The 25543-nt window shown below is 71.7% G+C and carries 19 protein-coding genes; 6 read left to right on the top strand and 13 right to left on the bottom strand.

Annotated elements, in window-relative coordinates:
- A partial coding sequence (locus tag M4J07_RS24780) for a diaminobutyrate--2-oxoglutarate transaminase family protein (protein ID WP_374215078.1) occupies nt 1-1158 on the bottom strand: 1158 nt, incomplete at its 3' end.
- A 655-nt stretch (nt 1159-1813) separates the two neighbouring features.
- Here M4J07_RS24780 and M4J07_RS24775 point away from each other — a divergent pair.
- Together M4J07_RS24775 and M4J07_RS24770 are read left to right on the top strand one after the other, a co-directional pair.
- Nucleotides 1814-3037, top strand: coding sequence for a trypsin-like serine peptidase (locus M4J07_RS24775; protein ID WP_255975203.1), 1224 nt, complete (start codon nt 1814-1816; stop codon nt 3035-3037).
- A gap of 155 nt (nt 3038-3192) precedes the next feature.
- Nucleotides 3193-4386, top strand: coding sequence for a trypsin-like serine peptidase (locus tag M4J07_RS24770; RefSeq protein WP_255975202.1), 1194 nt, complete (start codon nt 3193-3195; stop codon nt 4384-4386).
- A 95-nt stretch (nt 4387-4481) separates the two neighbouring features.
- On the opposite strand, the gene hflX is transcribed toward M4J07_RS24770, so the two are convergent.
- From hflX to miaA, 6 genes are all read right to left on the bottom strand, one after another.
- A complete protein-coding gene (gene hflX / locus M4J07_RS24765) occupies nt 4482-5990 on the bottom strand; it encodes a GTPase HflX (protein ID WP_255975201.1) in 1509 nt (502 codons plus the stop codon).
- Between the two features lie 213 nt (nt 5991-6203).
- Entirely contained in the window at nt 6204-7661 is a 1458-nt protein-coding gene (locus M4J07_RS24760; protein ID WP_255975200.1) for a M1 family metallopeptidase, read from the bottom strand.
- Nucleotides 7662-7738: 77 nt separating this feature from the next.
- Nucleotides 7739-9862, bottom strand: a complete 2124-nt coding sequence (locus tag M4J07_RS24755; RefSeq protein ID WP_255975199.1) for a RelA/SpoT family protein — start codon at nt 9860-9862, stop codon at nt 7739-7741.
- Between the two features lie 139 nt (nt 9863-10001).
- Nucleotides 10002-10871 (bottom strand): diaminopimelate epimerase, encoded by an 870-nt coding sequence (gene dapF, locus M4J07_RS24750; RefSeq protein ID WP_255975198.1) that lies wholly within the window; start codon nt 10869-10871, stop codon nt 10002-10004.
- A 47-nt stretch (nt 10872-10918) separates the two neighbouring features.
- Nucleotides 10919-11386 carry a hypothetical protein gene (locus M4J07_RS24745; RefSeq protein ID WP_255975205.1) on the bottom strand — a complete coding sequence of 156 codons (468 nt, stop codon included), beginning with the start codon at nt 11384-11386 and terminating at the stop codon, nt 10919-10921.
- 107 nt (nt 11387-11493) lie between these two features.
- A complete protein-coding gene (gene miaA / locus M4J07_RS24740; protein ID WP_255975197.1) occupies nt 11494-12432 on the bottom strand; it encodes a tRNA (adenosine(37)-N6)-dimethylallyltransferase MiaA in 939 nt (312 codons plus the stop codon).
- Between the two features lie 182 nt (nt 12433-12614).
- Here miaA and M4J07_RS24735 point away from each other — a divergent pair, with 182 nt between their 5' ends.
- Nucleotides 12615-12905, top strand: a complete 291-nt coding sequence (locus M4J07_RS24735) for a hypothetical protein (protein WP_255975196.1) — start codon at nt 12615-12617, stop codon at nt 12903-12905.
- Between the two features lie 53 nt (nt 12906-12958).
- Complete coding sequence (locus M4J07_RS24730; protein WP_255975195.1) at nt 12959-13213, top strand: antitoxin; 255 nt, start codon at nt 12959-12961, stop codon at nt 13211-13213.
- Nucleotides 13214-13304: 91 nt separating this feature from the next.
- Here the strand turns inward: M4J07_RS24730 and M4J07_RS24725 are convergent, their stop codons facing one another.
- Nucleotides 13305-14027: a class III extradiol dioxygenase subunit B-like domain-containing protein gene (locus M4J07_RS24725; protein ID WP_255975194.1), complete on the bottom strand. Its 723-nt coding sequence runs from the start codon at nt 14025-14027 to the stop codon at nt 13305-13307.
- Nucleotides 14028-14061: 34 nt separating this feature from the next.
- Entirely contained in the window at nt 14062-15588 is a 1527-nt protein-coding gene (gene miaB / locus M4J07_RS24720; protein WP_255975193.1) for a tRNA (N6-isopentenyl adenosine(37)-C2)-methylthiotransferase MiaB, read from the bottom strand.
- 175 nt (nt 15589-15763) lie between these two features.
- On the opposite strand from miaB, the gene M4J07_RS24715 reads away from it, so the two are divergent.
- Together M4J07_RS24715 and M4J07_RS24710 are read left to right on the top strand one after the other, a co-directional pair.
- Nucleotides 15764-16510 carry a hypothetical protein gene (locus M4J07_RS24715; protein WP_255975192.1) on the top strand — a complete coding sequence of 249 codons (747 nt, stop codon included), beginning with the start codon at nt 15764-15766 and terminating at the stop codon, nt 16508-16510.
- Nucleotides 16503-19862, top strand: a complete 3360-nt coding sequence (locus M4J07_RS24710) for a P-loop NTPase (protein ID WP_255975191.1) — start codon at nt 16503-16505, stop codon at nt 19860-19862. The genes M4J07_RS24715 and M4J07_RS24710 overlap by 8 nt, the downstream gene beginning before the upstream one ends.
- A 12-nt stretch (nt 19863-19874) precedes the next feature.
- Here M4J07_RS24710 and M4J07_RS24705 read toward each other — a convergent pair whose 3' ends face one another.
- From M4J07_RS24705 to M4J07_RS24690, 4 genes are all read right to left on the bottom strand, one after another.
- Nucleotides 19875-21704, bottom strand: coding sequence for an ABC transporter ATP-binding protein (locus tag M4J07_RS24705; RefSeq protein WP_255975190.1), 1830 nt, complete (start codon nt 21702-21704; stop codon nt 19875-19877).
- A 77-nt stretch (nt 21705-21781) separates the two neighbouring features.
- Nucleotides 21782-22834, bottom strand: coding sequence for an Ldh family oxidoreductase (locus M4J07_RS24700; protein WP_255975189.1), 1053 nt, complete (start codon nt 22832-22834; stop codon nt 21782-21784).
- Between the two features lie 17 nt (nt 22835-22851).
- The gene (locus M4J07_RS24695; protein WP_255975188.1) at nt 22852-24567 is read right to left on the bottom strand and encodes a thiamine pyrophosphate-dependent enzyme; all 1716 of its coding nucleotides are present in this window, start codon (nt 24565-24567) and stop codon (nt 22852-22854) included.
- A 13-nt stretch (nt 24568-24580) separates the two neighbouring features.
- Nucleotides 24581-25441: an amidohydrolase family protein gene (locus M4J07_RS24690; protein WP_255975187.1), complete on the bottom strand. Its 861-nt coding sequence runs from the start codon at nt 25439-25441 to the stop codon at nt 24581-24583.
- Nucleotides 25442-25543 lie beyond the last annotated feature (102 nt).

The raw sequence follows: 25543 nt of genomic DNA, 5'->3' as shown, positions 1-25543 counted from the left end.
GACGCCGATCATCAGGCCGCGGCCGCGGACGTCGCCGATGCAGGCGAACTCCTTGGCCAGGTCCTGGAGTTGGCCGAGCATCCGGGCGCCGAGGTCGGCGGCGCGCTGGGCGAGGTGGTTCTCGCGGACATGGGCGAGGGTGGCGGCGCCGGCGGCCATCGCGAGTTGGTTGCCGCGGAAGGTGCCCGCGTGGGCGCCGGGGCGCCAGACATCGAGGTCGTCCCGGTAGACGATCACGGCGAGCGGGAGGCTGCCGCCGATCGCCTTGGACAGCACCATCACGTCCGGGACGATGCCGCTGTGCTCGACGGCCCAGAAGGCCCCGGTGCGGCCGACGCCGGTCTGTACCTCGTCGGCGATCAGCGGGATCGAGTGCTCCTCGGTGAGGGTCCGCATGCGGCGCAGCCAGGCGTCGGGCGCGGGGATCACGCCGCCTTCTCCCTGGACGGGTTCGAGGATCATGCCCGCCGGGTGCGGCACCCCCGACTTGGTGTCGTCGAGGAGCGACCGCGTCCAGCGGGCGGCGAGTTCGGCGCCGCGCGGTCCGCCGATGCCGAAGGGGCAGCGGTAGTCCTGCGGATAGGGCAGGCGCGTGACGCGGACGTCCTGTGCGCCGCCCGATGCTTCGAGCGCCCCCGCGGTCATCCCGTGATAGGCGCCGGTGAAGGCGAGCAGGCCGGAGCGTCCGGTGGCGGTGCGGACCAGTTTGAGGGCCGCTTCGACGGCGTCCGTGCCGGCCGGTCCGCAGAACTGGATGCGGGCCCGGTCGGCAAGGGCGGGCGGCAGCGTGCGGAACAGCTCGGTGGTGAAGTCGTCCTTGACGGGGGTGGCCAGATCGAGGACGTGGAGCGGGGCGCCCGAGTCGAGCACCTTGCGGATCGCTTCGAGGACGACGGGGTGGTTGTGGCCGAGCGCGAGGGTGCCGGCGCCGGAGAGGCAGTCCAGGTACCGGCGGCCGTCGGCGCCTTCGATGGTGAGCCCACGGGCCCGTACCGGCACGATCGGCAGCGCGCGCGCATAGGTGCGGGCCGCGGACTCCCGCGCGGACTGGCGGCGCAGGATCCCTTCGTGCGCGGCGCCTTCGCGGGCAGGCGTCCCCCGCGTCTCCCCGTCGTACGGGGCGGGCACCGGAAGGGGCGCAGGATCGGTCACGGCCACGGCTGTTGGTCCTCCCGCTGGATATACGGCCGACGGGGCCCGTCGACTCACCGGTGGGCGGAGCGAGTCGGTGTGCGCAGACCGAAGGAACCGTCCGGCAGGACACCAGGACGGTTCGAGGACTGAACGCCGACTGCGGATCCCCCGTACGCACTAACGACGATGCGCCCGTAGGAACACGGGTCGAACGGAGACTCATGACAAGACCTTTGCGGCGCGCTGTCGGTCACGCGGCCGACGGCGAGGCCTGCTTGGCGGTTTTCCCCGGCCCGGGGCTCCGTGCGGCCCTCGTCGCGCGGAGCCGCGCCCCGACGAATCCCGCGGCGACGTACGTCGGGTCGTTCGGGGCCGGGCCCCGAGGATTCGTACGGCGCCGCCCCTGCGAGTCGCGGTGTCGGCCCTGCGAGTCGCGGTGTCGGCCCTGCCCGGCCGTGGCGCCACGCCCCGTCCATGTCCCGCCTCTTCCAGCGGCGCCGTGCCTCAACGATCCGTAGGGCGCGCATGATCCCTCCGTGACGGAACCGTTGCTGTTCCGTCGGTCGACCCCGACGGCATCGGCATAGTGTGGGGTGCCGTTCGGCGGAGGGGCGGCGTCGCCCGTCCGCCGCACATGTACGGCACTGCAACGATCTCGAAGCCCAGGGGGATTCACGAAATGCGACCCATACGCCCGCTGTTCGCCGCTCGCCGCGCGAGGGGCGTGCGCGGCAGAACGTCCCCCGTGGCGGCGGCAGTTGCGCTCGGCGCGGTGCTCGCCCTGACCGCCACGGCCTGCGGTCCGAACGAGGACGACGCGAGTGACAAGCCGACCGCCTCGGCGACCGCGGGCGGCGACACGATCAAGATCCCGGACGAGCTCAAGGACCGGCTCAAGGAGCACGGGATCGATCTGGACAAGTGGAAGCACGGCGAGTGGAAGAACTGGGACAAGGACAAGTGGCTGCGTGAGGCGCAGGACTACGTCAACCCCATCATCGACGGCCTGTGGGACTCGGACCGGATGCGTGACGCCGACAAGAACCCGGACAACGAGGTCGACGACAGCGATCTCTCCGGCGACCAGGGCGTGACGGACCCGACGCCGAATCCGGTCGAGGCCGCGGCGGTCGCCAGCCCGTACCACGGCAGCGCGCCGTACGCGGGCAAGCTGTTCTTCGACGGGCCCGAGGGTTCGATGGTGTGCTCGGCGACCGTGGTCACCGACCCGGCGCACCCGGGCAAGTCCAACATGATCTGGACCGCGGGCCACTGTGTGCACGCGGGCAAGAACGGCGGCTGGTACCGCAACATCGCGTTCGTGCCCTCCTACAACGACAGCGGGAAGTCGGCCGACGAGCTGCAGGGCGCACCCAAGGAGGAGGTCGCTCCGTACGGTGTCTGGTGGGGTGACTGGGCGCAGACGTCCGACCAGTGGATCGAGCAGGGCGGCCCGACGGGCGGGGCGGGTGCTCCGTACGACTTCGCGTCCATTCACGTGACGCCGGAGAAGGGCAGTTCGGGCAAGTCGCTGGAGGAGACGGTCGGTTCGGCGCTTCCGGTGAACTTCAACGCGCCGGCGGTGCCGAAGATCTCGCAGCTGACCGCGAAGGGCTACCCGGCGGCGCCGCCGTTCGACGGGCAGAAGCTGTTCCAGTGCGCGGACAAGCCGGGCCGTCTCTCGCTGAACACGACGGACCCGACGATGTACCGCATCGGCTGCACGATGACGGGTGGTTCGTCCGGTGGCGGCTGGGTCGGCCAGGGTTCGGACGGCAAGCCGGCGCTGGTGTCCAACACCTCGATCGGTCCGGTGACGGCGGGCTGGCTGGCCGGTCCGCGGCTGGGCAAGGAGGCCAAGGGGATCTATGACGCCGTGAGCAAGAAGTTCGCCGGGCAGTGAGCCGGCGCGGCGGGGTGGAGGAATCTTCACCACCCCGCCGCCGTTCGTCCTCGACCTCACGGGCATAGTGGGGTGCTGTGTCTCAGCGGGTCCACAGGATCACCTGTCCCGGAATGACACGCTCATGACAGATTTCCATCGGGGGTAATCGCACCATGCGTTCCATACGTCCGTCCGTCGCGCGCGGCCGGGAGCGGCGTGCCGTTCTCGCCGCGACCGGAATCGTCGCGGTTCTGGCGCTCACCGCCACCGGCTGCAACGACAGCAATGCCTCGGGCGACAAGCCCGCGGCCACCACGTCGCAGGGCTCCGACAGCGGCGCGAAGCTGCCGGGTGACATCGCCGACCAGCTGAAGAAGCACGGCATCGACCCCGACAAGTGGAAGAACGGGGCCTGGAAGAACTGGGACAAGGACGACTGGCTGCGCGAGGCCAAGGACTTCGTCAACCCGGTCATCGAGGGCCTGTGGAAGCCCGAGCGGATGAAGTCCGCCAAGGACCCGGACAAGACGATCGCGGCGAAGGACTACTCGACCGACCAGGGCGTCTCCGACCCGGAGCCCTCCCCGGTGAAGGCGCAGGCCGAGAAGACGCCGTACCACGAGAACGCGGCACCGGTCGGCAAGGTCTTCTTCGACTCCCCCGAGGGTTCGATGGTCTGCTCCGGCACCGTCGTGAAGGACCCGCGCAACCCCGGCAAGTCGAACCTCGTGTGGACCGCCGGCCACTGCGTCCACGCGGGTTCGGCGGGCGGCTGGTACCGCAACATCGCGTTCGTCCCGTCGTACAACGACCTCGGCAAGTCGGCCGACGCGCTGCGCAACGCGTCGCAGCAGGAGATCGCGCCGTACGGCACGTACTGGGCGGACTGGGCCTCCACGTCGAACGAGTGGATCGACCAGGGTGCCGAGTCGGGCGGCGCGGGCGCGCCGTACGACTTCGCGGTGCTGCACATGAAGCCGGAGCAGGGCACCAAGTCCCTCGAGGAGACGGTCGGGAACGCGCTGGAGGTGGACTTCTCCACGCCCTCCGTGCAGTCGGTCGGCTCGATGGGCGCCTGGGGCTACCCGGCCGCGCCGCCGTTCGACGGTCTGCTGATGAACAAGTGCCTCGACCGTCCGGGCCGGCTCGCGCTGAACTCGACGGACCCGACGATGTACCGCATCGGCTGCACCATGACCGGTGGTTCGTCCGGTGGCGGCTGGTTCCGCAACGACGGCGGCAAGACCGTCCTGGTGTCGAACACGTCGATCGGCCCGGCCTCCAACACCTGGCTCGCCGGACCGCAGTTGGGCCAGGAGGCCCAGCAGGTCTTCGACACGATGAGCGAGAAGTACGGCAGCCGGTAAGGCGGTCGCCCGTGGACCCGAGCGACGCCCGGGTCCACGGGAAAGGGCCCCTCCCCGGGTGACCGGGGAGGGGCCCTTTCCCGTGCTGCGGGACGTCAGCCGGCGGCAGCCGTCGGCACGTACGGCGCGAGTTCCGCCGCGAGTTCCTCGTGGACGCGCGCCTTCAGGAGCGTGCCCTCCGGGGTGTGCTCCTCGGAGATCACCTCGCCGTCGGTGTGCGCCCGCGCGACCAGCTGGCCGTGCGTGTACGGCACGAGGGCCTCGATCTCGACCGAGGGCCGCGGCAGTTCGGCGTCGATGAGCGCGAGCAGCTCGTCGATGCCGGCGCCCGTGCGGGCGGAGACGGCGATCGCGTGCTTCTCGACGCGCAGCAGCCGCTGGAGGACCAGGGGGTCCGCCGCGTCCGCCTTGTTGATCACCACGATCTCCGGCACCTTGGTGGCGCCGACGTCACGGATGACCTCGCGCACCGCGGCGAGCTGCTCCTCCGGCACCGGGTGCGAGCCGTCGACCACGTGCAGGATCAGGTCGGAGTCGCCGACCTCCTCCATCGTGGAGCGGAACGCCTCGACGAGGTGGTGCGGAAGGTGCCGGACGAAGCCGACGGTGTCGGCCAGCGTGTACAGCCGGCCGCTCGGCGTCTCGGCCCGGCGCACGGTCGGGTCGAGGGTGGCGAACAGCGCGTTCTCCACCAGCACGCCCGCGCCCGTGAGGCGGTTGAGCAGCGAGGACTTGCCCGCGTTGGTGTATCCGGCGATGGCGACCGACGGCACCTTGTTCCGCTTGCGCTCCTGGCGCTTGATGTCGCGGCCCGTCTTCATCTCCGCGATCTCACGGCGCATCTTCGCCATCTTCTCGCGGATCCGTCGCCGGTCCGTCTCGATCTTGGTCTCACCGGGACCACGGGTGGCCATGCCACCGCCGGAGCCGGAGGAGCCACCGCCACCCATCTGCCGGGAGAGCGACTGACCCCAGCCGCGCAGTCGCGGCAGCATGTACTGCATCTGCGCGAGCGCGACCTGCGCCTTGCCCTCTCGGGACTTGGCGTGCTGGGCGAAGATGTCGAGGATCAGGGCGGTCCGGTCGACCACCTTGACCTTGACGACGTCCTCGAGGTGGATGAGCTGGCCGGGGCTGAGCTCACCGTCGCACACGACGGTGTCGGCACCGGTCTCGAGGACGATGTCGCGCAGCTCCTGGGCCTTGCCCGAGCCGATGTACGTCGCCGCGTCGGGCTTGTCCCGGCGCTGGATGACGCCGTCGAGCACGAGGGCACCGGCGGTCTCGGCGAGGGCGGCGAGCTCCGCGAGGGAGTTCTCCGCGTCATGAACCGTTCCCGACGTCCAGACGCCGACGAGGACCACGCGCTCCAGGCGGAGCTGTCGGTACTCGACCTCGGTGACGTCCTCGAGCTCGGTGGAGAGGCCCGCGACGCGGCGCAGGGCCGCGCGCTCGGAGCGGTCGAGCTGGTCGCCGTCCCGCTCTCCGTCGATCTCGTGGCTCCAGGCGACGTCCTCTTCCATCAGGGCATCGGCCCGAAGACCTTCGGGGTGGTTCTGCGCGAAGCTCTGCGCGTCCTGGGAAGGGGAAGAAGAGGAGGTCATTGGATCCTTACGTCAGTGGGATTCGGGAAACGTGACGGGCGCCCGCCCGTCCTCTGTGTCAACGCTCGGTCCGGCCCGGGGATTCCCGGAGGAGCCGGTTCGGTGACCGCCGTCGGCCCGTGCCGTCGACCTGACGATGGTCGCACGGTACGGGCCGTCTCGTCATCCGGGTTATTTCCCTCGATCATCGGGTCCGAAGCCCGGAATTCCGGGCTACTTCTCCGCCGGCCGGCTCTTCCAGTCGGGGTGTCCGGGCATCGGCGGCGTCTTCTGCCCGTACAGCCAGGCGTCGAAGAAGCCGGTCAGGTCGCGTCCCGCGATCCGCGAGGCGAGGCCGGTGAAGTCCGCCGTCGTGGCCGTGGAGTCACGGTGGGTGGCCACCCACTGCCGTTCGAGCCGGTCGAAGGCTTCCTTGCCGATCTCCTGGCGCAGCGCGTAGAGGACGAGGGCGCTGCCGTCGTAGACGACCGGCCGGAAGATGCTGATCTTCTCGCCGCTCTCGGGGCCCTTCGGCGCGGCGGGCGGGCCGCCGGCCGCGCGCCAGCCGTCGGATTCGCGGTAGGCGTCCCGCATCCGCGTCGCCATCGGCTGGTGCGCCTTCTCCTCCGCGTACTGGGCCTCGTACCAGGTGGCGTGGCCCTCGTTGAGCCACAGGTCGGACCAGGTGCGCGGGCTGACGCTGTCGCCGAACCACTGGTGCGCCAGCTCGTGGACCATGATCGAGTCGACGTACCACTCGGGGTAGCCGGCCTCGGTGAACAGGTCCTTCTCGAAGAGGGAGAGCGTCTGCGTCTCGAGTTCGAAGCCCGTGGTGGCCTCGGCGACGAGCAGGCCGTAGTTCTCGAAGGGGTAGCGGCCGACCTTCCCCTCCATCCAGGAGATCTGGCCGGGCGTCTTCTTCAGCCACGGCCGCAGCGCCTTGACGTCCTTGGCCGGTACGACGTCGCGTACGGGCAGGCCGTGCGGTCCCTGCTGGTGGAGCACCGCGGAGCGGCCGATGGAGACCTGGGCCAGCTCGGTGGCCATCGGGTGGAGCGTCCGGTAGGACCAGCGGGTGGCTCCGGCCTGCCGCGTCGTGGCCATGGGGACGCCGTTGGCGACGGCGGTGAGGCCCTTGGGGGCAGTGATGCGGAAGGTGAAGTAGGCCTTGTCGGAGGGGTGGTCGTTGCTCGGGAACACCCGGTGCCCGGCGTCGGCCTGGTTCGCCATGGCGAGCCCGTCCTTGGTGCGCACCCAGCCGATCTCCTCCTTGCCCGGCATGGGGTCGCTGGTGTGCCGGACGGTGATGCGCAGAGGTTCCCCGGCCACGACGGGGCGGGCGGGCGTGACGATCAGGTCCTCGCCGCCGGTCGCGAAGTCGGCGGGGGCGCCGTTGACCTCCACGGACCGCACGGTGCCGTGCGAGAAGTCGAGGTTGACCCGGTCGAGCCGGGCCGTCGCCCGGGCGTCGATCTTGGTGACGGCGTCGAGCGGCTTGCGGTTGTCGCCCTTGTACGTGAGGGCGATGTCGTACGACTGCACGTCGTAGCCGGGGTTGCCGAGGTGCGGGAAGAGCCGGTCGCCGAGACCGAGCGGGGTGGCCGGGCGGGGCGCGGCCGCCGCGAGGAGGGCGACGGAGGCACCGGCGGCGAGCAGCGCGGCGGTGCGGGACGTTCGGGAGCTGAGCAGCATGAACTACCGCTATCAGCGCGCGCTCCCGCGGCCCGGGCGGCACGCGCCGCACCACCCGAACGAGGCCCCGGGTCGGCTTACAGGGCGCCCGCCGCGGCATGCTGCGCGCGCCCCACGTCGTACACGCCCGGCACGTTCCGCATCGCCCGCATCAGGGCCTGGAGGTGCGCGGCGTCCGGGAGTTGCAGCGTGTACGTGTGCCGGACCCGGCCCTGGGCGGGGGGTTCGACGGTCGCCGAGATGATGGCGACGCCCTCCAGCGCTATGGCTTCGGTGAGGTCGGCCAGCAGGTGCGGGCGGCTGAAGGATTCGGCGAGCAGGGTCACCCGGTACTCGGCGGTCGCCGCGTCCGCCCAGTGCACGCCGACCTCCGGGCGGTCGGCGTTCTTCATGCGCTGTGCCCCGGAGCACTCGACGCGGTGCACGGTGACGGCGCCGCCGCGGACGGCGAACGCGGTGATCTCGTCGGGCGGCACGGGCGTACAACAGCCGGCGAGGCGGACGGTGGCGCCGGGCTGCTCGACGACGGCGTTCGCGGCGGCGGGGCGGGCCGAGGGGCCGCTGTACGGGGCGCGCGGTGCGGGCTCCGTGGCGCTCGGCCCTTCCGGATGGGCGGTGAGCCAGCGGCGGATGGCGATGCGCGCGGCGGGCGTGCGCGCGTGGTCGAGCCAGTCGCGGGACGGCTCGGAGGCGGCGCCGCTCTCCATGTGGTCCATCAGGAGCTGGACGGTGTCGCCGTCGCTGAGGACCGTACTGAGCGTCGCCAGGCGTCCGTTGACCCGCGCGCCGATGACGGCGTGGGCGTCCTCGCCGTACTGCGCGTACGCGGCGTCGACGCAACTGGCGCCCGCGGGGAGGCCGATGGTGCCGCCGTCGGGCCGGAAAACGGTGATCTCGCGGTCCTGTGCGAGGTCCTCCCTGAGCGTCGACCAGAAGGTGTCGGCGTCGGGTGCGGACTGCTGCCAGTCGAGCAGGCGGGAGAGCCAGCCGGGACGGGTGGGGTCGGAGCGCTCGCCGAGGGTGTCGAGGTGCTCCTCGCCGGACGGCGCGTACGGATTGCCGAGTGCGACGACGCCCGCCTCCGCGACCTTGTGCATCTGGTGCGTGCGGATGAGGACTTCGGCTACCTCGCCGTCGGGGCGGGCGACGGCGGTGTGCAGCGACTGGTACAGGTTGAACTTCGGTACGGCGATGAAGTCCTTGAACTCGGAGACCACGGGCGTGAAACAGGTGTGGAGTTCGCCGAGCACGCCGTAGCAGTCGGCGTCCTCGCCGACGAGGACGAGGAGGCGGCCGAAGTCGGCGCCGCGCAGTTCGCCGCGCTTGCGCCGGACGCGGTGGACGGACACGAAGTGCCGGGGCCGGATGAGGACTTCGGCGCTCAGGCCCGCCTCGCGCAGCACGCCGCGCACGTCCTCGGCGATCGCGGCGAGCGGGTCGTCGTCGCGCGCGGCGTTGGCCGCCATCAGCGCGCGGGTCTCCGCGTACTCCTCGGGGTGCAGGATCGCGAAGACCAGGTCCTCGAGCTCGGTCTTCAGGGCCTGGACGCCGAGGCGCTCGGCGAGCGGGATGAGGACGTCGCGGGTGACCTTGGCGATCCGCTCCTGTTTCTCCTGGCGCATGACGCCGAGGGTGCGCATGTTGTGCAGGCGGTCGGCGAGTTTGATCGACATGACGCGGACGTCGTTGCCGGTCGCGACCAGCATCTTGCGGAACGTCTCGGGCTCGGCGGCGGCGCCGTAGTCGACCTTCTCCAGTTTGGTGACGCCGTCGACGAGATAGGCGACCTCCTCGCCGAACTGGTCGCGCACCTGGTCGAGGGTCACCTCCGTGTCCTCGACCGTGTCGTGCAGGAGGGAGGCGGTGAGCGTGGTGGTCTCCGCGCCCAGCTCGGCCAGGATCAGCGTCACCGCGAGCGGGTGCGTGATGTACGGCTCGCCGCTCTTGCGCATCTGGCCGCGGTGCGAGGACTCGGCGAGCACGTAGGCCCGGCGCAGCGGGTCCAGCACGGCGTCCGGGTAGTGCGCGCGGTGGGCCTCGACGACGTGGCCGATGGCGTCCGGGAGCCGGTCGCGGGTGGTGGGGCCGAGGAGCGCGGCGCGGCCCAGCCGGCGCAGGTCGATCCGTGGCCGGCCGCGCCGACGGTGCGCTCCGGGCGTGATCGGCCCCGGCGTCGCGGGGTTGGTCGCCTCCGCACTCATGAGCACCTCCGGCTTTGTCGACCGGTGGCGGGCTGGCAGGGGCACCCGTCCGGACCGGTGCTTGATGCTACCGAGCCCATCACGTGGCGCAGTCCCGCTCTCGCCCAGCGTGAAACGGATCACCCATTCGAGCGACAGTTCACGGGTTTACGGTTTCGATTGCCGCGAACCAGTCCGCGTCGAGCTCGCCCTCGGCCACGATCACCGCGGGCCCGGTCATCTCGATCTCTCCGTCGGGCCGCTCGGTGATCGTCAGCCGGCCACCGGGAAGGTCGATGTCGTACGTGACAGGGGCGCCGGTCACGGCCGGGTCGAGGCCGTCCCTGCGGGCCGTGGCGACGGCCACCGCGCACGCGCCCGTCCCGCACGAGCGGGTCTCGCCCGAGCCGCGCTCGTGCACGCGCATGGCGACGTGCCGGGGGCCGCGGTCGACGACGAATTCGACGTTCACACCCTCCGGGTACACGTTCGCCGGCGCAAAGGGGGGCGGATCGTACAGGGTGCCCGCGTGGGCGAGGTCGGCCACGAAGGCGATCGCGTGCGGGTTGCCCATGTTCACGTTCCGCGCGGGCCAGGAGCGGTCGTCGACGGTGACGGTGACCTCTCCCTCGGGCAGCGTGGCCCGGCCCATGCCGACCGTGATCAGGCCTTCCTTGTCGATGTGGACCCGCTTGACGCCGCCGCGGGTCGCCACGGCGATGTCGCCCTCGGTGGCGTGTCCGGCGTGCTGCAGGTAGCGGGCGAAGACCCGCACGCCGTTGCCGCACATCTCGGCGATCGAACCGTCCCCGTTCCGGTAGTCCATGAACCACTCCGCCTCGGCCGCCAGGTGGCGCGCCTCGGGGTGGGCCGCGGAACGCACGACGTGCAGGACGCCGTCCCCTCCGACGCCGGCCCGGCGGTCGCACAGCGCCGCCACGGTGGCCGGGGACAGCTCGATCGCGTTCTCCGCGTCCGGGATGATCACGAAGTCGTTCTCGGTCCCGTGGCCCTTGAGGAAGGTGGTCATTTCTCGATCGTACGAGATGGCGCCGACCACCCGGTCGGCGCGGGCGGTCAGCGGAGCCGGGCGACGCGCCAGACGGCGAGGACCGCCACGGCCGCGACCACCACGACGTAGGCGCCCACGACGCGCCAGTCCGGCCATCTGCCGCTGCCGCGCGGCGGCAGACCGGGCAGCGTGTAGCCCACCCGGCGGGCGGCCATCATGCCCCAGCCCGCGGCGCAGGAACTGATCAGCAGGCCGAGCATCGCCACGACGGCGCCGCCGTCGCCGAACTCGAAGAACAGCGGGAACGCGAACATCAGGGAGCCGATGGTGGCGAGCATCACGATGGGCGCGAGCTGCCAGATGCGGAGCCTGCGCTGCGGGCGCAGCTCGACCTCCACCTCGGCGGCCTCGTCCTGCGCGGCGATCTCGTCGGCGGTGGGACCGTCGGCGATCACGCCGTCCGGGGTCGTCTCAGGACCGTCGGAGCTCAGCTGCTCCCCGCCTGGTGCGGTGTCACGAGGGCCGGCCTCCATCGCCACGCGCCCTCCCACTCCGGACTCCACTGGTCGATCGATGGTCGATGATGGCACGGCCCGGGAGGCCGGGATGACCGCCCGAGCGTCCCGATGCCATCACGTGATCAGGCTGTAACCGGTCGTTCGACCAACGCCATTGCGCGGGCCGGGAGTTCCCCGCGCTCGGCGACGGCCCCACTGAGCCAATGCACCCGGGGGTCGCGCCGGAACCACGAATCCTGGCGGCGCGCGAAGCGCTTGGTGGCGCGGACGGTCTCGGCCCGCGCCTCGTCCTCGGTGCACTCCCCCGCGAGCGCCGCGAGCACCTGCTGGTAGCCGAGTGCGCGGGACGCCGTGCGCCCCTCGCGCAGGCCCTGGTCCTCCAGAAGGCGCACCTCGTCGACGAGCCCTTCGTCCCACATGCGGTCCACACGCGTGGCGATGCGCTCGTCGAGTTCGGGGCGCGCCACGTCCACGCCGATCTGGACGGTGTCGTAGACGGAGTCGTGTCCCGGCAGGTTGGCCGTGAACGGCTTTCCGGTGATCTCGATGACTTCGAGGGCGCGCACGATGCGCCGGCCGTTGCTCGGCAGGATCGCGGCGGCGGCCTCCGGGTCGGCGGCGGCCAGCCGGGCGTGCAGGGCGCCGGAGCCGCGCAGGGCGAGCTCCTCCTCCAGCCGGGCGCGGATCCCGGGGTCGGTGCCGGGGAACTCCATCTTGTCGACGGCGCCGCGCACGTAGAGCCCGGAGCCGCCGACGAGGACGGGCCAGCGGCCGGCGGCGAGGAGGCGGTCGATCTCGGCGCGGGCCAGCCGCTGGTACTCGGCGACGCTCGCGGTCACCGTGACGTCCCAGACGTCCAGGAGGTGGTGCGGGACTCCGTCGCGCTCCTGGGGCGTCAGCTTGGCGGTGCCGATGTCCATCCCCCGGTAGAGCTGCATGGAATCGGCGTTGACGACCTCGCCGCCGAGTTCCTTGGCGAGGAAGACGCCGAGATCGGACTTTCCGGCCGCGGTGGGACCGACGACGGCGATGACCCGCGGGGCGGGAGCTGCGCTACTCACCGCCCCAGTCTCGCAAACCTCGCGGCCACTTCTCGAACGAGCTACGTGACGCCCCAGGTGCGGGGTCGTTGCCTGTTGCGAGGTTCCAGCCGCCGGTTTCGAGGACCGGTGACCCGGGCGACGCAATGGGACGCACCGGGCAGGGCGGGATTTCGCCCACACGAGTACTGTATGGAGTTGAAATGGGCGTTTTTGCCATGTTTCGCCGGAAGGCCAAGGACAGCGAGGAGGCGTCAACCGCGGAGGCCCAGGCCGCCACTCTGACGGCCGAGCCCGAGGCGGAGGGCACCGAGACCCCGTCCGAGGCCCCCGGGGCCGCCACGGCCGAGCAGAAGGCCGAGGAGCCCGAGGCGGGCGAGACGGGCGAGGCGTCCGGGGTGGCCGAGGCCGCCGCGGAGAGCGTCGAGATCCCCAAGCAGCAGTCCGCGGAACAGGCCGCCGACAACGAGGCCGGTGAGAGCGCCCGCAAGTAACTCCCGCGAGCTCCCGCGAGCTCCTGCGAGTTTCTGCGACGGAAGGTGGGTCCATGGGCTTCCTGGACACGTTGAAAGCCAAGCTGAACCCCGCCAAGGAAAAGGTCTCCGGCCTCGCGCAACAGCACGGGGACAAGATCGACCAGGGCCTGGAGAAGGCCGCCAAGGTGGTCGACGACAAGACCAAGGGCAAGTACAGCGACAAGATCCAGCAGGGTACGGACAAGGCGAAGGGCGCCCTGGACAAGCTCTCCGGGCCGGGCGACAAGGACGGCGGCACCCCGCCGTCGCCGCCCGCGGGGTCCTGAGACACCGCGCGCGGAACACGAACGGCGGACGGCCGCGAAGCCGAGGGGCTTCGCGGCCGTCGCCGTGTCCGCGCGGGCTACGTCCAGCCGGCTACGTCCAGCTCGCCACGAAGTAGCCGACTCCGTAGGGCGCGTCCTCGTACAGGAGGCGGGCGGTGGTGTCCTTCTTGTCCCAGGCGGCGTTCAGCATCTGCCACGGGCCGCGGCCGGAGATCTTGAGCTCGCGGGCGAGGTCGGCGTCGAGCCCGGCCAGGTAGTGGTCCGGGTCGCCGGTGCGCAGGGCCTCGGCGATCCGCGCGTCGACGCCCTCGGCGCGCTCGTCCAGGTAGCCGGGGGCCTTCACGGTGCGGCAGGCGGTGCCGTCGCCCATGACCAGGAAGCCCACCCGTTCCTTGCCGGTCCGGCCGTCGCCGAGCCGCCACGCGCCGTCAAGGCTGTCGAACGCGGACCTGCCCCCCGCCAGCTCGTAGCCACGCACCTCGCCGCTCCACCCCGCGCGCGCGAGCAGCCACGCGCCCACGGAGAGGGACGGCGGGAGGGTGGCCTCAACGGTTCCGGCGTCGTCGGCCGGGGTTCCGAGGTGGACGTCGAGGTCCACGCCGAAGGGGCGGAAGGAGCCCCGGGCGCCCGGGCGGTGGACGCCCGGGCGCGAGCCCTCGCCGATGATCCACACCAGGTCGGGTCCGGCCGCGAGCATCGCGGCGATCGCCTCGTCGCACGCCGTGCGCGCGGCGTCCAGCTCGGGGGCGGCGCCGGCGGCCACCTCGGGCACGAGCAGCGGCGGGCAGGGGCAGACGGCGGCGGCGACAAGCATGATCGGCAGCCTACTGTGCACCCCCGGCCGCGGGTCAGTCGACGGCGCAGCCGCCGGTCATCGCGGGCAGCGGCTCGGGAACGCCCACCTTCGGAAGGCCGAGCAGGACGCCCTGCTTCTTGTCCTGCGCCTCCTGGGTGCGCTTCTCCCACGCGTCGCCCGCGCGCGTGGAACGCACGCTCAGGACCGGGCCCTCGGCGAGCAGGTGGTGCGGGGCGGCGTAGGTGATCTCGACGGTCACCACGTCGCCGGGGCGCACCTCGGTGTCCGGCTTGGTGAAGTGGACGAGGCGGTTGTCGGGGGCGCGGCCGGAGAGGCGGTGGGTGGCGCCGTCCTTGCGGCCCTCGCCCTCGGCGACCATCAGCTCCAGGGTGCGGCCGACCTGCTTCTTGTTCTCCTCCCAGGAGATCTCCTCCTGGAGGGCGACGAGACGCTCGTAGCGCGCCTGCACGACCTCCTTGGGGATCTGGTTCTCCATGGTCGCGGCCGGGGTTCCGGGGCGCTTGGAGTACTGGAAGGTGAAGGCCTGGGAGAAGCGGGCCTCGCGCACGGCGTGCATCGTCTGCTCGAAGTCCTCCTCGGTCTCGCCGGGGAAGCCCACGATGATGTCGGTCGTGATGGCCGCGTGCGGGATGGCGGCGCGGACCTTGTCGATGATGCCGAGGAAGCGCTCCTGGCGGTACGAGCGGCGCATCGCCTTGAGGACCGTGTCCGAACCGGACTGCATCGGCATGTGGAGCTGCGGCATCACGTTCGGCGTCTCGGCCATCGCCGCGATCACGTCGTCCGTGAAGTCGCGCGGGTGCGGGGACGTGAAGCGGACGCGCTCCAGGCCCTCGATGGCACCGCAGGCGCGCAGCAGCTTGCTGAAGGCCTCGCGGTCGCCGATGTCGCTCCCGTAGGCGTTGACGTTCTGGCCGAGCAGCGTGATCTCGGAGACGCCCTCGGCGACGAGGGCCTCGATCTCGGCGAGGATGTCGCCGGTCCTGCGGTCCTTCTCCTTGCCGCGCAGCGCCGGGACGATGCAGAAGGTGCAGGTGTTGTTGCAGCCGACGGAGATCGACACCCAGGCCGCGTACGCGCTCTCGCGGCGGGTGGGCAGCGTGGAGGGGAAGGCCTCCAGCGACTCGGCGATCTCGACCTGGGCCTCCTCCTGGACGCGGGCGCGCTCCAGGAGGACGGGCAGCTTGCCGATGTTGTGCGTGCCGAAGACGACGTCCACCCAGGGCGCCTTCTTCACGATGGTGTCGCGGTCCTTCTGGGCGAGGCAGCCGCCCACGGCGATCTGCATGCCGGGGCGCGAGGCCTTGCGGGGGGCGAGGCGGCCGAGGTTGCCGTAGAGGCGGTTGTCGGCGTTCTCACGGACCGCGCAGGTGTTGAAGACGACGACGTCGGCGTCGCCGTCCGCGTCCTCGGGCGCACGGACGTAACCGGCACCCTCCAGGAGGCCGGACAAGCGCTCGGAGTCGTGGACGTTCATCTGGCACCCGTAGGTGCGCACTTCATACGTCTTGGGGTGCGATACGTCCACTGCCTGACTCCGGTCGCTGCTGCTGGTCATGGAACAAGGGTAGGCCGTCGCGCCCGGCCCCCCGGCCCGTCACGTACGGGCCGCACGCGCCCACACCCTGTGATCGCCGCCCGGTCGGCGAGGCGGGAGCCGGGCCCGGGTGAACCCGGCCCGACGGATCGTCACCTCTGGTAACTTCACGCCCAGTTGGGCGTAAGGGGGGCACGTGACGACGGAACATGCTGTGGTCGGCCACGCCGGGCCGCAGGGGCGGCAGGAACAGCAGGAGCGGCCGGAGTACGACCAGATCCTGGACTCCGTGTTCACGTCGGTGTCGGAGACCTACTACTCCCAGCTCATCCAGTCGGTGAGCATCGCGCGCGGGCGCGCGCAGGCGGCCCAGTCCACGATCACCCTGTTCGCAGGCGGTCTCATGGCGGCGCTGAGCGTCACGACCCTCGCGGACCGCTCCCGGCCCACGCAGTGGCTGGGCATCGCGTCGGTGGCGCTCTGGCTGGTGACGGCCCTGCTCTATCTGCGGGCCGTCGCGTCCCCGGTCCCCGAACTCTGGGACCGGAAGGTGACCACCCGCCAGCAGCTCCTGAACACGGTCATCGCCAAGGTCCGCGGCGAGGCCCAGACGATCGACAGACGGCAGCGGTGCGCGAACCGCGCGGCGGCGGCGGCCGTCGTCCTGAGCATCGCCACTTTCGCCGCGACGGTCCTCGTGGACCCGGTCCGGGAGACCGCCGAGGGCACCGTCGTCGTCGACTCCTCGTACGCGCCCGCTCTGCGCGCCCTGTGCTCGAAGGGCACGGCCGCCGCCGGGCGGATCGACGGCAGCATTCTCAAGAAGTCCCTGACGACGTCGTTCGTCGAGATAGTCCCGGCCGGTGACGTCTGCGGGCCGCAGCACCCGACCCTGTACGTGCCGCGCGGCAAGGTGCGGGCAGTGAGGTGGCACGATGCCTGAGCCGCAGACCGACGGGATCGCCCACCTCCTCGTCCTCGCCGGGGCGCCCGGTCAGGACACGGAGACCGGACGGGCCGTGGCCCTCACCGCTGTGGAGCGTCTGCACCAGGACGGCCACCGGGTCGACGGCGTGGTCGTCCTCGGCGCGGCGGACGACCCGGCCGGGACGACGAGCCTCGTGCAGGACGTCCAGTTCTCCTGCCTGGAGCAGAACTACGAGCCCTTCGTCACCCTCGTCCCCGGTGCGGGCGACGTGCGCACCATGTCGGGCAGCCGGCTGCTGGCGCGGAACCTGGGCGACGGCTGGGACGGCATCGCGTCCGACGTCTGGAGCGGCGCGATCGCCGAGGACATCGTGCGGCCACTGTGCACCGATGTCTTCGAGGACTTCGTGACGCTGACGGAGCAGGTCGCCGCGCCTGCCGCCGACTGGCGTGCGGGCCTGCTGCCCGGCGACGGCGCGCTGCGGCTGCAGGTGGGCGGCCGGGTCGTCGGCGTCGCCTGCGTGAACACGGTCTTCCGCATGGTCGCCGACGACGCCCCCGCCGGTCTGGCCGGGTGTTCGGCGGAACAGCTCGAGCACGCCGTGGGCGAGCCGTTCGCGATCTGGGCGAAGGGCAACGACCTCACTGTCCTGCTGGCCGGGCGCAGTGGGACGCTGCCCGAACTGCCCGCGGAGGCGGCCCCTCTGCTCGCTCTGGCGGGCGGCGGGGACCAGGCCGACAAGGGCTGGCACCTGCCGTTCGACAGGAACGCCTCCGGCCATCTGCTGCTCCGTCTCGACCTGCGCCCCGACCGTCCCGTGGTCACGGACATCGCCGCCCGCCGCCAGCTGCCGACGACCCTGCGCCCGCGCCCCGCCGTGCCCGCCCGGGTGCCGGTCGCGCGCGGGCAGGAGGAGCCGTACGACGAGAAGGCGCTGCTCGCCGAGTTCTATCCCCACATGGCGACGGGCCAGACGATGCTCGCCGTGGTCTCGGGGGTGACCGATGACGTCATCACCACGGACGAGCTCAACCGGCGGCTCGCCGAAGCCGTGTTCGGCGCCGTTCCGCAGGCTCTGCCCGCCCTGCACGAGACCTGGGCGGCCGCCTGCGGTCAGCTCTCCGCACAGCAGCGGGAGCACCACCTCGCCGCCCTGGCCGTGCCGGCCGACCACGACGGGCACGCGGCACACGCGCTGCTGCGGACCCCGTGGTCACGTGTCTACGACTTCACCGGCAGCGACTGTCTTCCCCGGATGCGCGACGCCCGCCTGGCGGACACCGTGTCCCTGGTCGACGCGCGCAAGGACTTCCCCACGGTGAAGCGCGGGGCGCTGGAGGTCGTGGGCGTGCACGGCTGGCCGGGCAGGGGCGACGATCCGCAGGACTTCGGCGACGCCTGGTCGGTGTCGGGGAAGGACGCGCGCAGCCTGTGGCTCCGCCGGTTCCAGGCCGAACTGCTGACCCGGCCGGTGGTCTTCGTCGCACACTCCCCCGACAGCCCCGCGTTGTGGGAGACGCTGCGGATCGCCGGTCGCACGCACGGACAGCACGAGTTCCCCGGCTTCCTCGTCGCCCCGGAAGGCACGCCCGCCGACCGGGCCCGCCTCCGCGCGGCGGGGCTGCGGCACATCCGGATGGCTCCCGCGGACTTCGCCCGTCGGTACCTCGGTTCCGGGGTGCAGGCCCTGGCCGACGGCCGGCGCCTGCTGAGCGCCGAGTACACGGGCACGCGCGGTGGCGTCGGCGTCGTCCGGGTGGTGCACCTCGTCGAGAGCGCGCCGCCCGGCGACCGGGAGTTCCTGATCGGGCGGGATCCGACCTGGGGTGACATCAAGAACAAGAAGATCGCGCCGCCGCTCTCGCTGGCCACGACGATCGAGGAGCGCGCCCGCCCCGCGGAGGGCGGACGGCTGCCGATCGTGCTGGTGAAGGGCACGGCGGGGTCGGGCAAGACGACGGCTCTCATGCAGGTCGCCTATCGGATGCACAAGGACGGGATCCACGCCGGCTGGGTGGACCGCGGGGCGTCCCTGCCGCCGCGGGAGATCGAGCAGCAGACGGCCCAGCAGGGGTTCTCTGCGGTCTTCGTCGACGACGTGGACATCTTCACCGGACGTGCCGCGTCGTTCCTGAAGACGCTGAACGGCGACGGCCGCACCCTGGTCGTCGCCGCGATCCGCGTCACCCGCCAGTCCGAGTTGGACGCCGGGTTCCCCGCCGAGGTGGTCAGCTCCGACCAGCTGCTCACCGACGGCGATCTCGAGAAGATCATCAAGTCGTTGGACAAGAACGCGCTGATCGGCAAGCTCAAGCAGCACTTCTTCCTGCACCAGAAGGTCGCCAGGCTCCGCGAGAAGTGCGACCAGGGGCTGCTGGCAGCCATGATCGAGGCGGTCACGGGCACCTCGCTGACGCAGAAGGTGAAGAGCGAGTTCGAGGAGCTGAAGCAGAGCCAGCGGACGCCGTACGCCGTGGTGTCGTTCTTCGATTCGTCGCTGGTGTTCCAGCAGCGGGGCATCGACGAGGCCGATCTGCTGGAGATCGTCGCCCACCCCGGTGCCCCGAACCGGAGCCATCGCGAGGCTGTCCGGCAGCTCGTCCAGATGAAGCTGCTCCTGTACACCCACGACGGCCGGCTGCGCTGCCGCCAGCGCACCATCGCCGACACCGTCGTGCAGACCGTCCTCCAGGAACGCAAGGCCGACCTGGCCTGGGTCATCGCCAGCCTGCTGCTGTTCTACGCGGGCCGCGCCTGGCACATCAAGGACAACCGGCACCGCGACCGGAACGTCATGATCAAGCTCCTCAATCACGACACCATGCGCCGTCTCGGCCTGGAGCCGGAGGCGGTGCGGAAGATCTACGACGAGGCGCACTCGTTCCTGGAGAGCGATCACCACTATTGGCTGCAACGCGCCGAGTACGAGGCCGAGCAGGGCCGCCTGGACCTCGCAAGGAACCATCTGGAGGCGGCCAAGGGCTGTCCCGAGGGCGACGAGGATCGTCTCGTGGTGACGGCGGACGCCCGCGTACGGCTGCGCTCGTCGATGCAGGCGCCGTCCGGCGCACAGCAGTTGCAGGCGGCCGCACACGCCGTGCGGGACCTGTCCGCCGTGGCCACCAAGTACCGCGGGCAGGCGCCGCACACCTTCGTCGTCCTCGCTCGCGAGGGCACCCGGTGGCTGGAGAAGTGCGGCAGCCAGCTGACGCAGCAGGAGTACGAGGAGATGCTGGAGAAGATCACCGAGGGCACGCGGCTGGGGCTGAAGTGCTGCCCCGAGAACAACCAGGTCGGCTACGCCATCGACGAGTGCGGTCCGAAATTGCGCGAGCTGCGCCTGGCCGCGCCCGGCATCCCGATCTGATCCCGTACCCCCTCACGGTTGCAGCCCGACCCGCTGGGCTCCGTCGTCCTCGGGGGTCTCGTCCAGGAAGCCGCCCGACTGGTGCAGCCACAGGCGGGCGTAGGTGCCGTCCGCGTCGAGCAGGTGCTGGTGCGTGCCCTGTTCCACGATCCGGCCGCGGTCGAGGACGACGAGGCGGTCCATGCCGGCGACCGTGCTGAGGCGGTGGGCGACGACGAGGGCGGTGCGGCCCTCCATGAGGCGCCACAGCGCTTCCTGGACGAGGACCTCGCTCTCGGAGTCCAGGGCGCTGGTTGCCTCGTCGAGCAGCAGGATCGGGGCGTCGCGCAGGATGGCGCGGGCCAGGGCGACGCGCTGGCGCTGGCCGCCGGAGAGTTTGATGCCGCGCTCGCCGACCATCGTGGCGAAGCCGTCGGGGAGGGTGTCGGCGAACTCCGTGACGTGGGCCGCCTCGGCCGCGCGGCGGATGTCGGCGTCGGTGGCGTCGGGGCGGGCGAAGGCGATGTTGTCGCGCAGGCTGCGGTGGAACATGGCCGGGTCCTGGGGGACGTACGCGATCAGGCCGCGCAGGTCCTTCTGGCGCAGGGCGGCGATGTCCTGGCCGCCGATGAGGATGCGGCCGCCCTGGATGTCGGTCATCCGCAGCAGCAGCCGGGTCAGGGTGGTCTTGCCGCCGCCGGACCGGCCGACGAAGCCGACGCGGGCGCCGTCGGGCACGTCCAGGTCGAGTCCTTCGAAGAGGGGCCTGCCGCCGGCGTGGGCGAAGGTCACCTTCTCGAAGCGGACGTCGGCGCGGCCGGGGCGCACGGGTTCGGGGGCCGGCGGGTCGAGGACGGTCGGCGGGTCGAGGAGCAGCTGCGTGAACTGCGCGGCCTCCGTCATCGAGCTTTCCAGGCGGCGGTAGATCTGGTTGAAGTCGAACATGATCCGGGTCGCGTTCGTGTAGTACGTGAAGGCGACGACGACGCCCTCGACGCCGTGGCCGGCGCCGAGCGTGACCGCGAGCAGCAGGCCGAGGGCGTTGGTGAGGACGGACAGCGGGGCGACGACGGTGTCGATGCGCAGGTTGCCGTAGTCCCAGGAGCGGAGCATCAGTCGGCGGGACTCGGCGACGCGGGTGCGGTGCTCGTCGGCCTCGCGTTCCTCGGCGGCGAACGCCCGGACGGTGTCCATGTTCATCAGGCTGTCGGCGACGTGCCCCGCGACCTTGGCGATGGCCTCCTCGCGTGCGTCGACGAGCCGCTGGCGGCGGCGGATGAGGGGCGCCACGCACACGGCGGTCAGCGTGATCATCGACAGCAGGCCGACGACGAGCAGCGGTTCGTAGCGCCAGAGCACCACCGAGCCGAACAGCAGCGGCACGAGGCTGCCGGTGACCTGGAAGACGAGGGTGTCGATGAACTCCTCGAAGCGGGACGCGAAGCTCAGCACGCGCTTGGTCAACGAGCCGGCGAAGTTGTCGTGGAAGAAGGTGGCGTCCTTGGCGTACAGCTCGTCCATGCCGAAGACGTAGAGCCGCTCGACGCCGCGGGCGTCCAGGCGGTTGAGGCAGTGGAAGCCGAGGCGCCAGAGCGTCTCGGCGAGCAGCAGGACGCCGGCGAAGCCGAGGACGTACGGCAGTGAGTCGGTGACGCTGACGGTGCCCGCGCCGGCGATCTCGCCGACGAGTTTGGCGACGAGCAGCGGTGCCACGTAGTTGAGGCCGATGTTGCCGAGTGCCGGGAGCAGCAGGGCGGGGACGGTGAGCCGGCGCTGGCGGGCCAGCTCCCGTCCGTAGAGGCGCAGCGCGAGCAGGACCGCGCCGCGCCCGGGTGTGCTGTTCGGTGAACCGGGCGTTCCCACTTCCTCACCCTCCGTAGCCGGACGAGAGGGAAGTGTCCCGCGGCGGCGGGTGCAGGGTCCACGTGTTTTCCGGGGGCTCAGCCCGCGGTGGCCGGGAGCGGCACCCCGCGTTCGGCGGCCGCCGCCGTCAGCTGCTGCCAGACCTTCGGTGCGACGGGGATCCCGGCGGCGTCCCGTTGCGCGGCGATCGCCGCGCTGCGCTCGCCCGGGTAGTACACCCCCGCCGCGTCGTCCGCCGCCGGAAGTCCCTTGAGGGCGGCGAGCGTCGCGTCGGTGTCGGCCAGGAAGTCGGCCGTGCCGCCGAACGCCGCCGGGTCGATGGCGACGAGGAGGGCGTTCTGCCGGTGCTTGCGGCCCGCCGGGTCGTCCGCGTGGAAGGCCGCGAAGATCGGCGCGCCGACGAGGACGCTGGTGAGCAGTTCGAAGGCGAGGGACATGCCGGAGCCCTTGGCGCCGCCGAGCGGCAGCGGCATGACGGCCTCGGCGGGGTCCGTGGTGGGCGTGCCGTCGGCGGTGGCGGCGGCGCCTTCGGGGAGGGGGGTGCCGGCCGCCCTGGCCTGGCGGATCCTGCCGAGGGCGATGGTGGCGGTGGCCATGTCGAGGAGCAGCGGCGCGTGGTCGCGGGCGGGGACGGCGACGGCGAGCGGGCTGGTGGCGACGGCCGGGCCCTTGACGCCGGTGTAGCCCATGTTGGGCATGCCGGCGACGAAGCCGATGCCGACCAGGCCCGCGTCGGCGATCTTCGACACGTAGTAGCCGATGGCGCCGGTGTGCACGGTCTGCCGTACGCCGACGGACGCGATGCCCTGGCTGCGGGCCCGGGTCACCGCCTCGTCGGCGGCGGCGGTCAGCGCGACCGGTCCGGGCGCGCGGTCGGCGTCGATGACGGCCGCGGCGGGCGCGGTGGACTCCAGGGTCAGCCGGGGCGCGGGGTTGGCGACGCCCTTGGCCAGCAGGTCGAGGTAGGCGGGCACGCGCGCGATGCCGTGCGATTCGACGCCGCGCCGGGCGGCCCAGACGAACACGTCGGCGGTGGTGGCGGCGTGCTCGGCGGTCAGGCCGCCCTTCTCCAGGAGGGCGGCGGCGAAGGTGCGCAGGTCGGCCGCGGCGACCAGGGTCTTCTCGGGCATAGGGGGTTCCTTCGGGGTCAGCGGTTCACGAGGACGTCGACGACGGCGGTCGTGCCGTCGGCCACGGCCTTGAGCGCCCGCTCCAGGGCGGCGGCGAGGGCGTCGGGAGCGTCGACGGTCTCGGTGTGCAGGCCGAACGGTTCGGCGAAGGCGGCCAGGCGCGGCAGCCGGTGCAGATCGGTGCCGAGCCATTCGCCGGTCTCGGCGGCGGCGCCGTCCGGGTAGAAGCGCCGGTGGTTGAGGTTCATCGACTTGTAGACACGGTTGTTGAACACGACGACGAGCAGCGGGAGTCCGTACGCCGTGGACGCGTCGTACGACGGGATCACGGGGTTGTAGGCGAAGGCGCCGTCGCCGACGGTGAGCACCACCGGGCGCTCCGGCTCGGCGAGTTTGACGCCGAGGGCGACCGCGATGCCCTGGCCGAGGCCGCCCTGCACGTAGAAGTACGCGTCGGGCGCGGCGGTCCTGAGGTGGCGCTTGACGGTGCGGCTGTGCGTGATGGTCTCGTCGACGACGATGGCGTCGCGGCCGTCGAGCAGGGTCCGCAGGGTGGCGGCGACGAGGACGGGGTCGACGCCCTCGCCGGTGGCCGTGGCCGCCCGGGTCTCGGCCTCGGCGATCGCCACCTGCTCGGCGGCGTGCCGCTCCTCCTGTGCGGCGCGCCGGGCCGCCACCGACGGACCGTCGAGGTCCCGGGCCCGCTTGGCGAGCTGGCGCAGCGTGTGGGTGACGTTGCCCTCCAGGTAGTGGTCGGCGAAGAGGACCTGGTGGACGACGTGCGGGCGCTGCGGCACCTCGTCGACGACGACGACCGTCGCCTTCGAGGGGCGGCGGGACGGCGGGTAGAACGGGGCGCGGCAGTTGACGAGGAGGATCAGGTCGGCCTCGTCCATCCAGGGGCCGATGTCGGCGCCCGCGTGCAGCGGATGGGTGCGCGGGAAGTTGGCGCACACCGCCGCGTCGGGTTCGACGACCGGGATCTGCCAGGCCTCGGCGAACGCGACGAGCGCCTCGAAGCCGCCCGTCTCGCGGCCCGCGGTCTCGGTGACGATCACCGGGTTCTCCGCCGTGCGCAGCAACGCGGCGACGGCGTCGACCTGTTCGGGCGAGCTGTGAGTGGTGCCGGGCTCCACGACCGGCTTGGCCTCGCGGCCGTCCCAGTCCTCCAGGAGGATCTCCAGGGGGATGTTCAGGTACGCGGGCCCGGCCGGGGCCCGCCGGGCCAGTTCGGCGGCCCGCGTGACCATGGCGGGCAGCGTGTGCACGCTGGCGGCCTCCGTGGCCCACTTGGTGAACGGCCGGGCGATGCCGTGCGGGCCGCCCACGATCGACAGGTTGCGGTACCACTGGCCGCCCGGGTCCTGGCCGGGCCCGTCCCCGTACGTCGTGGACTCGGACGACGAGACCACCATGGGGACGCCGGCCAGCAGCGCCCCGTGGATCGCCATCGACCCCTGGAGCAGTCCGGGGGCGGCGTGCAGCAGGACGCCCTGCGGGCGGCGCTTGAGCAGCCCGTATCCGGTGGCCATGCCCGCCGCCACGGTCTCGTGCGTGAGGTCGAGGTAGCGCGGGGCGGGGAGTCCGTCGCGGTGCCGGCGGGCGAGGGACTCCCACACCGGGGCCCATTCGGATCCCGAGGAGCAGAACAGGTAGTCGGCGCCGACGGCGTTGAAGGCGGATACCAGAGCGTCTCCGCCGTCGACGCCTTCAGTACGTTCGGTGTGCGTCATCTCTGGTGGTTCCTCAGCCCTCGATCGGCCAGTTCAGGACCTCGGCGATGCCCCGGCCCATGATCCATTCGAGCTCGTCGGGCGTGAAGTCCCAGTGCTTGGTGAACTGTTCGATGGTGTCGGTGTACGTGATGCCGTGGCCGAGCAGCCGGGTGATGTCGGTGCCGTAGAAGCAGCGCCGCGGGCCCATCTTGTCGACCATCTCGCGCACGTACTTCTCGATGTTGTTGTTCGGGAAGGGCTGGGTGGAGTAGCCGGGCAGCGCCGAGACCTTGACGTAGATGTTGGGGTGCGCGGCGAGGTCGGCGGTCTCCTGGACCCAGTAGCCGATCGCGTCGTCGACGCAGCGGGCCATGATGCCCATGTGGTCGATGATGATCTTCAGGCCGGGGTGGCGGCCGGCGATCTCGCCCAGTTCCCGCTTCCAGATGGGCGCGTGGACCATCGTCGGGATGTTCAGTTCCTCGGCGAGCGGCCAGTACCAGTCGTTGGTGCCGTCGATCATCCAGTTGCGGTCGATCGGCCGGTGGAAGGTGAGGCGGGTGCCCTTCACGTGCGGGTTCTGCGCGAAGTCGGCCAGCATGGCCCTGCCCTCTTCGGGCTTGTTCTGCGGAATGCGGGCCATGATGCCGAAGCGGTCGGGGTGCGCCTCGCACGCTTCGAGGGCGTAGTCGATGCGGTCGCCCTCCCAGGACGGCGGCAGGATCAGGGCCCGGTTGACGCCGGCCTCGTCCATCAGCTCCAGGGCCTCTTCGTAGCTGAAGGGGTCCTCGCGGTGGCCGTTGAGGCGGATGCGCTCGCGGGCGCCGGGGACCCAGGGGCGGTCCGGGGACTCTTCCTTCCAGATGTGGATCTGGGTGTCGACGACGAACATGCGGTTGCTTCTCTCTGTCGGAGCCGATTCGGCGGGAGCGGGTCCCGGGTGGGGCGGGTCCCGGGGTGGTGCGGGATCGACGTTAGGGGCGCCACGGGGGCC

Source organism: Streptomyces longispororuber (assembly GCF_024448165.1).
In the GTDB taxonomy this organism is placed as follows: Bacteria; Actinomycetota; Actinomycetes; order Streptomycetales; family Streptomycetaceae; genus Streptomyces; species Streptomyces longispororuber_A.
The sequence above is the reverse complement of the archived record's forward strand: the minus strand, read 5'-3'. Positions and strand labels throughout refer to the sequence as shown.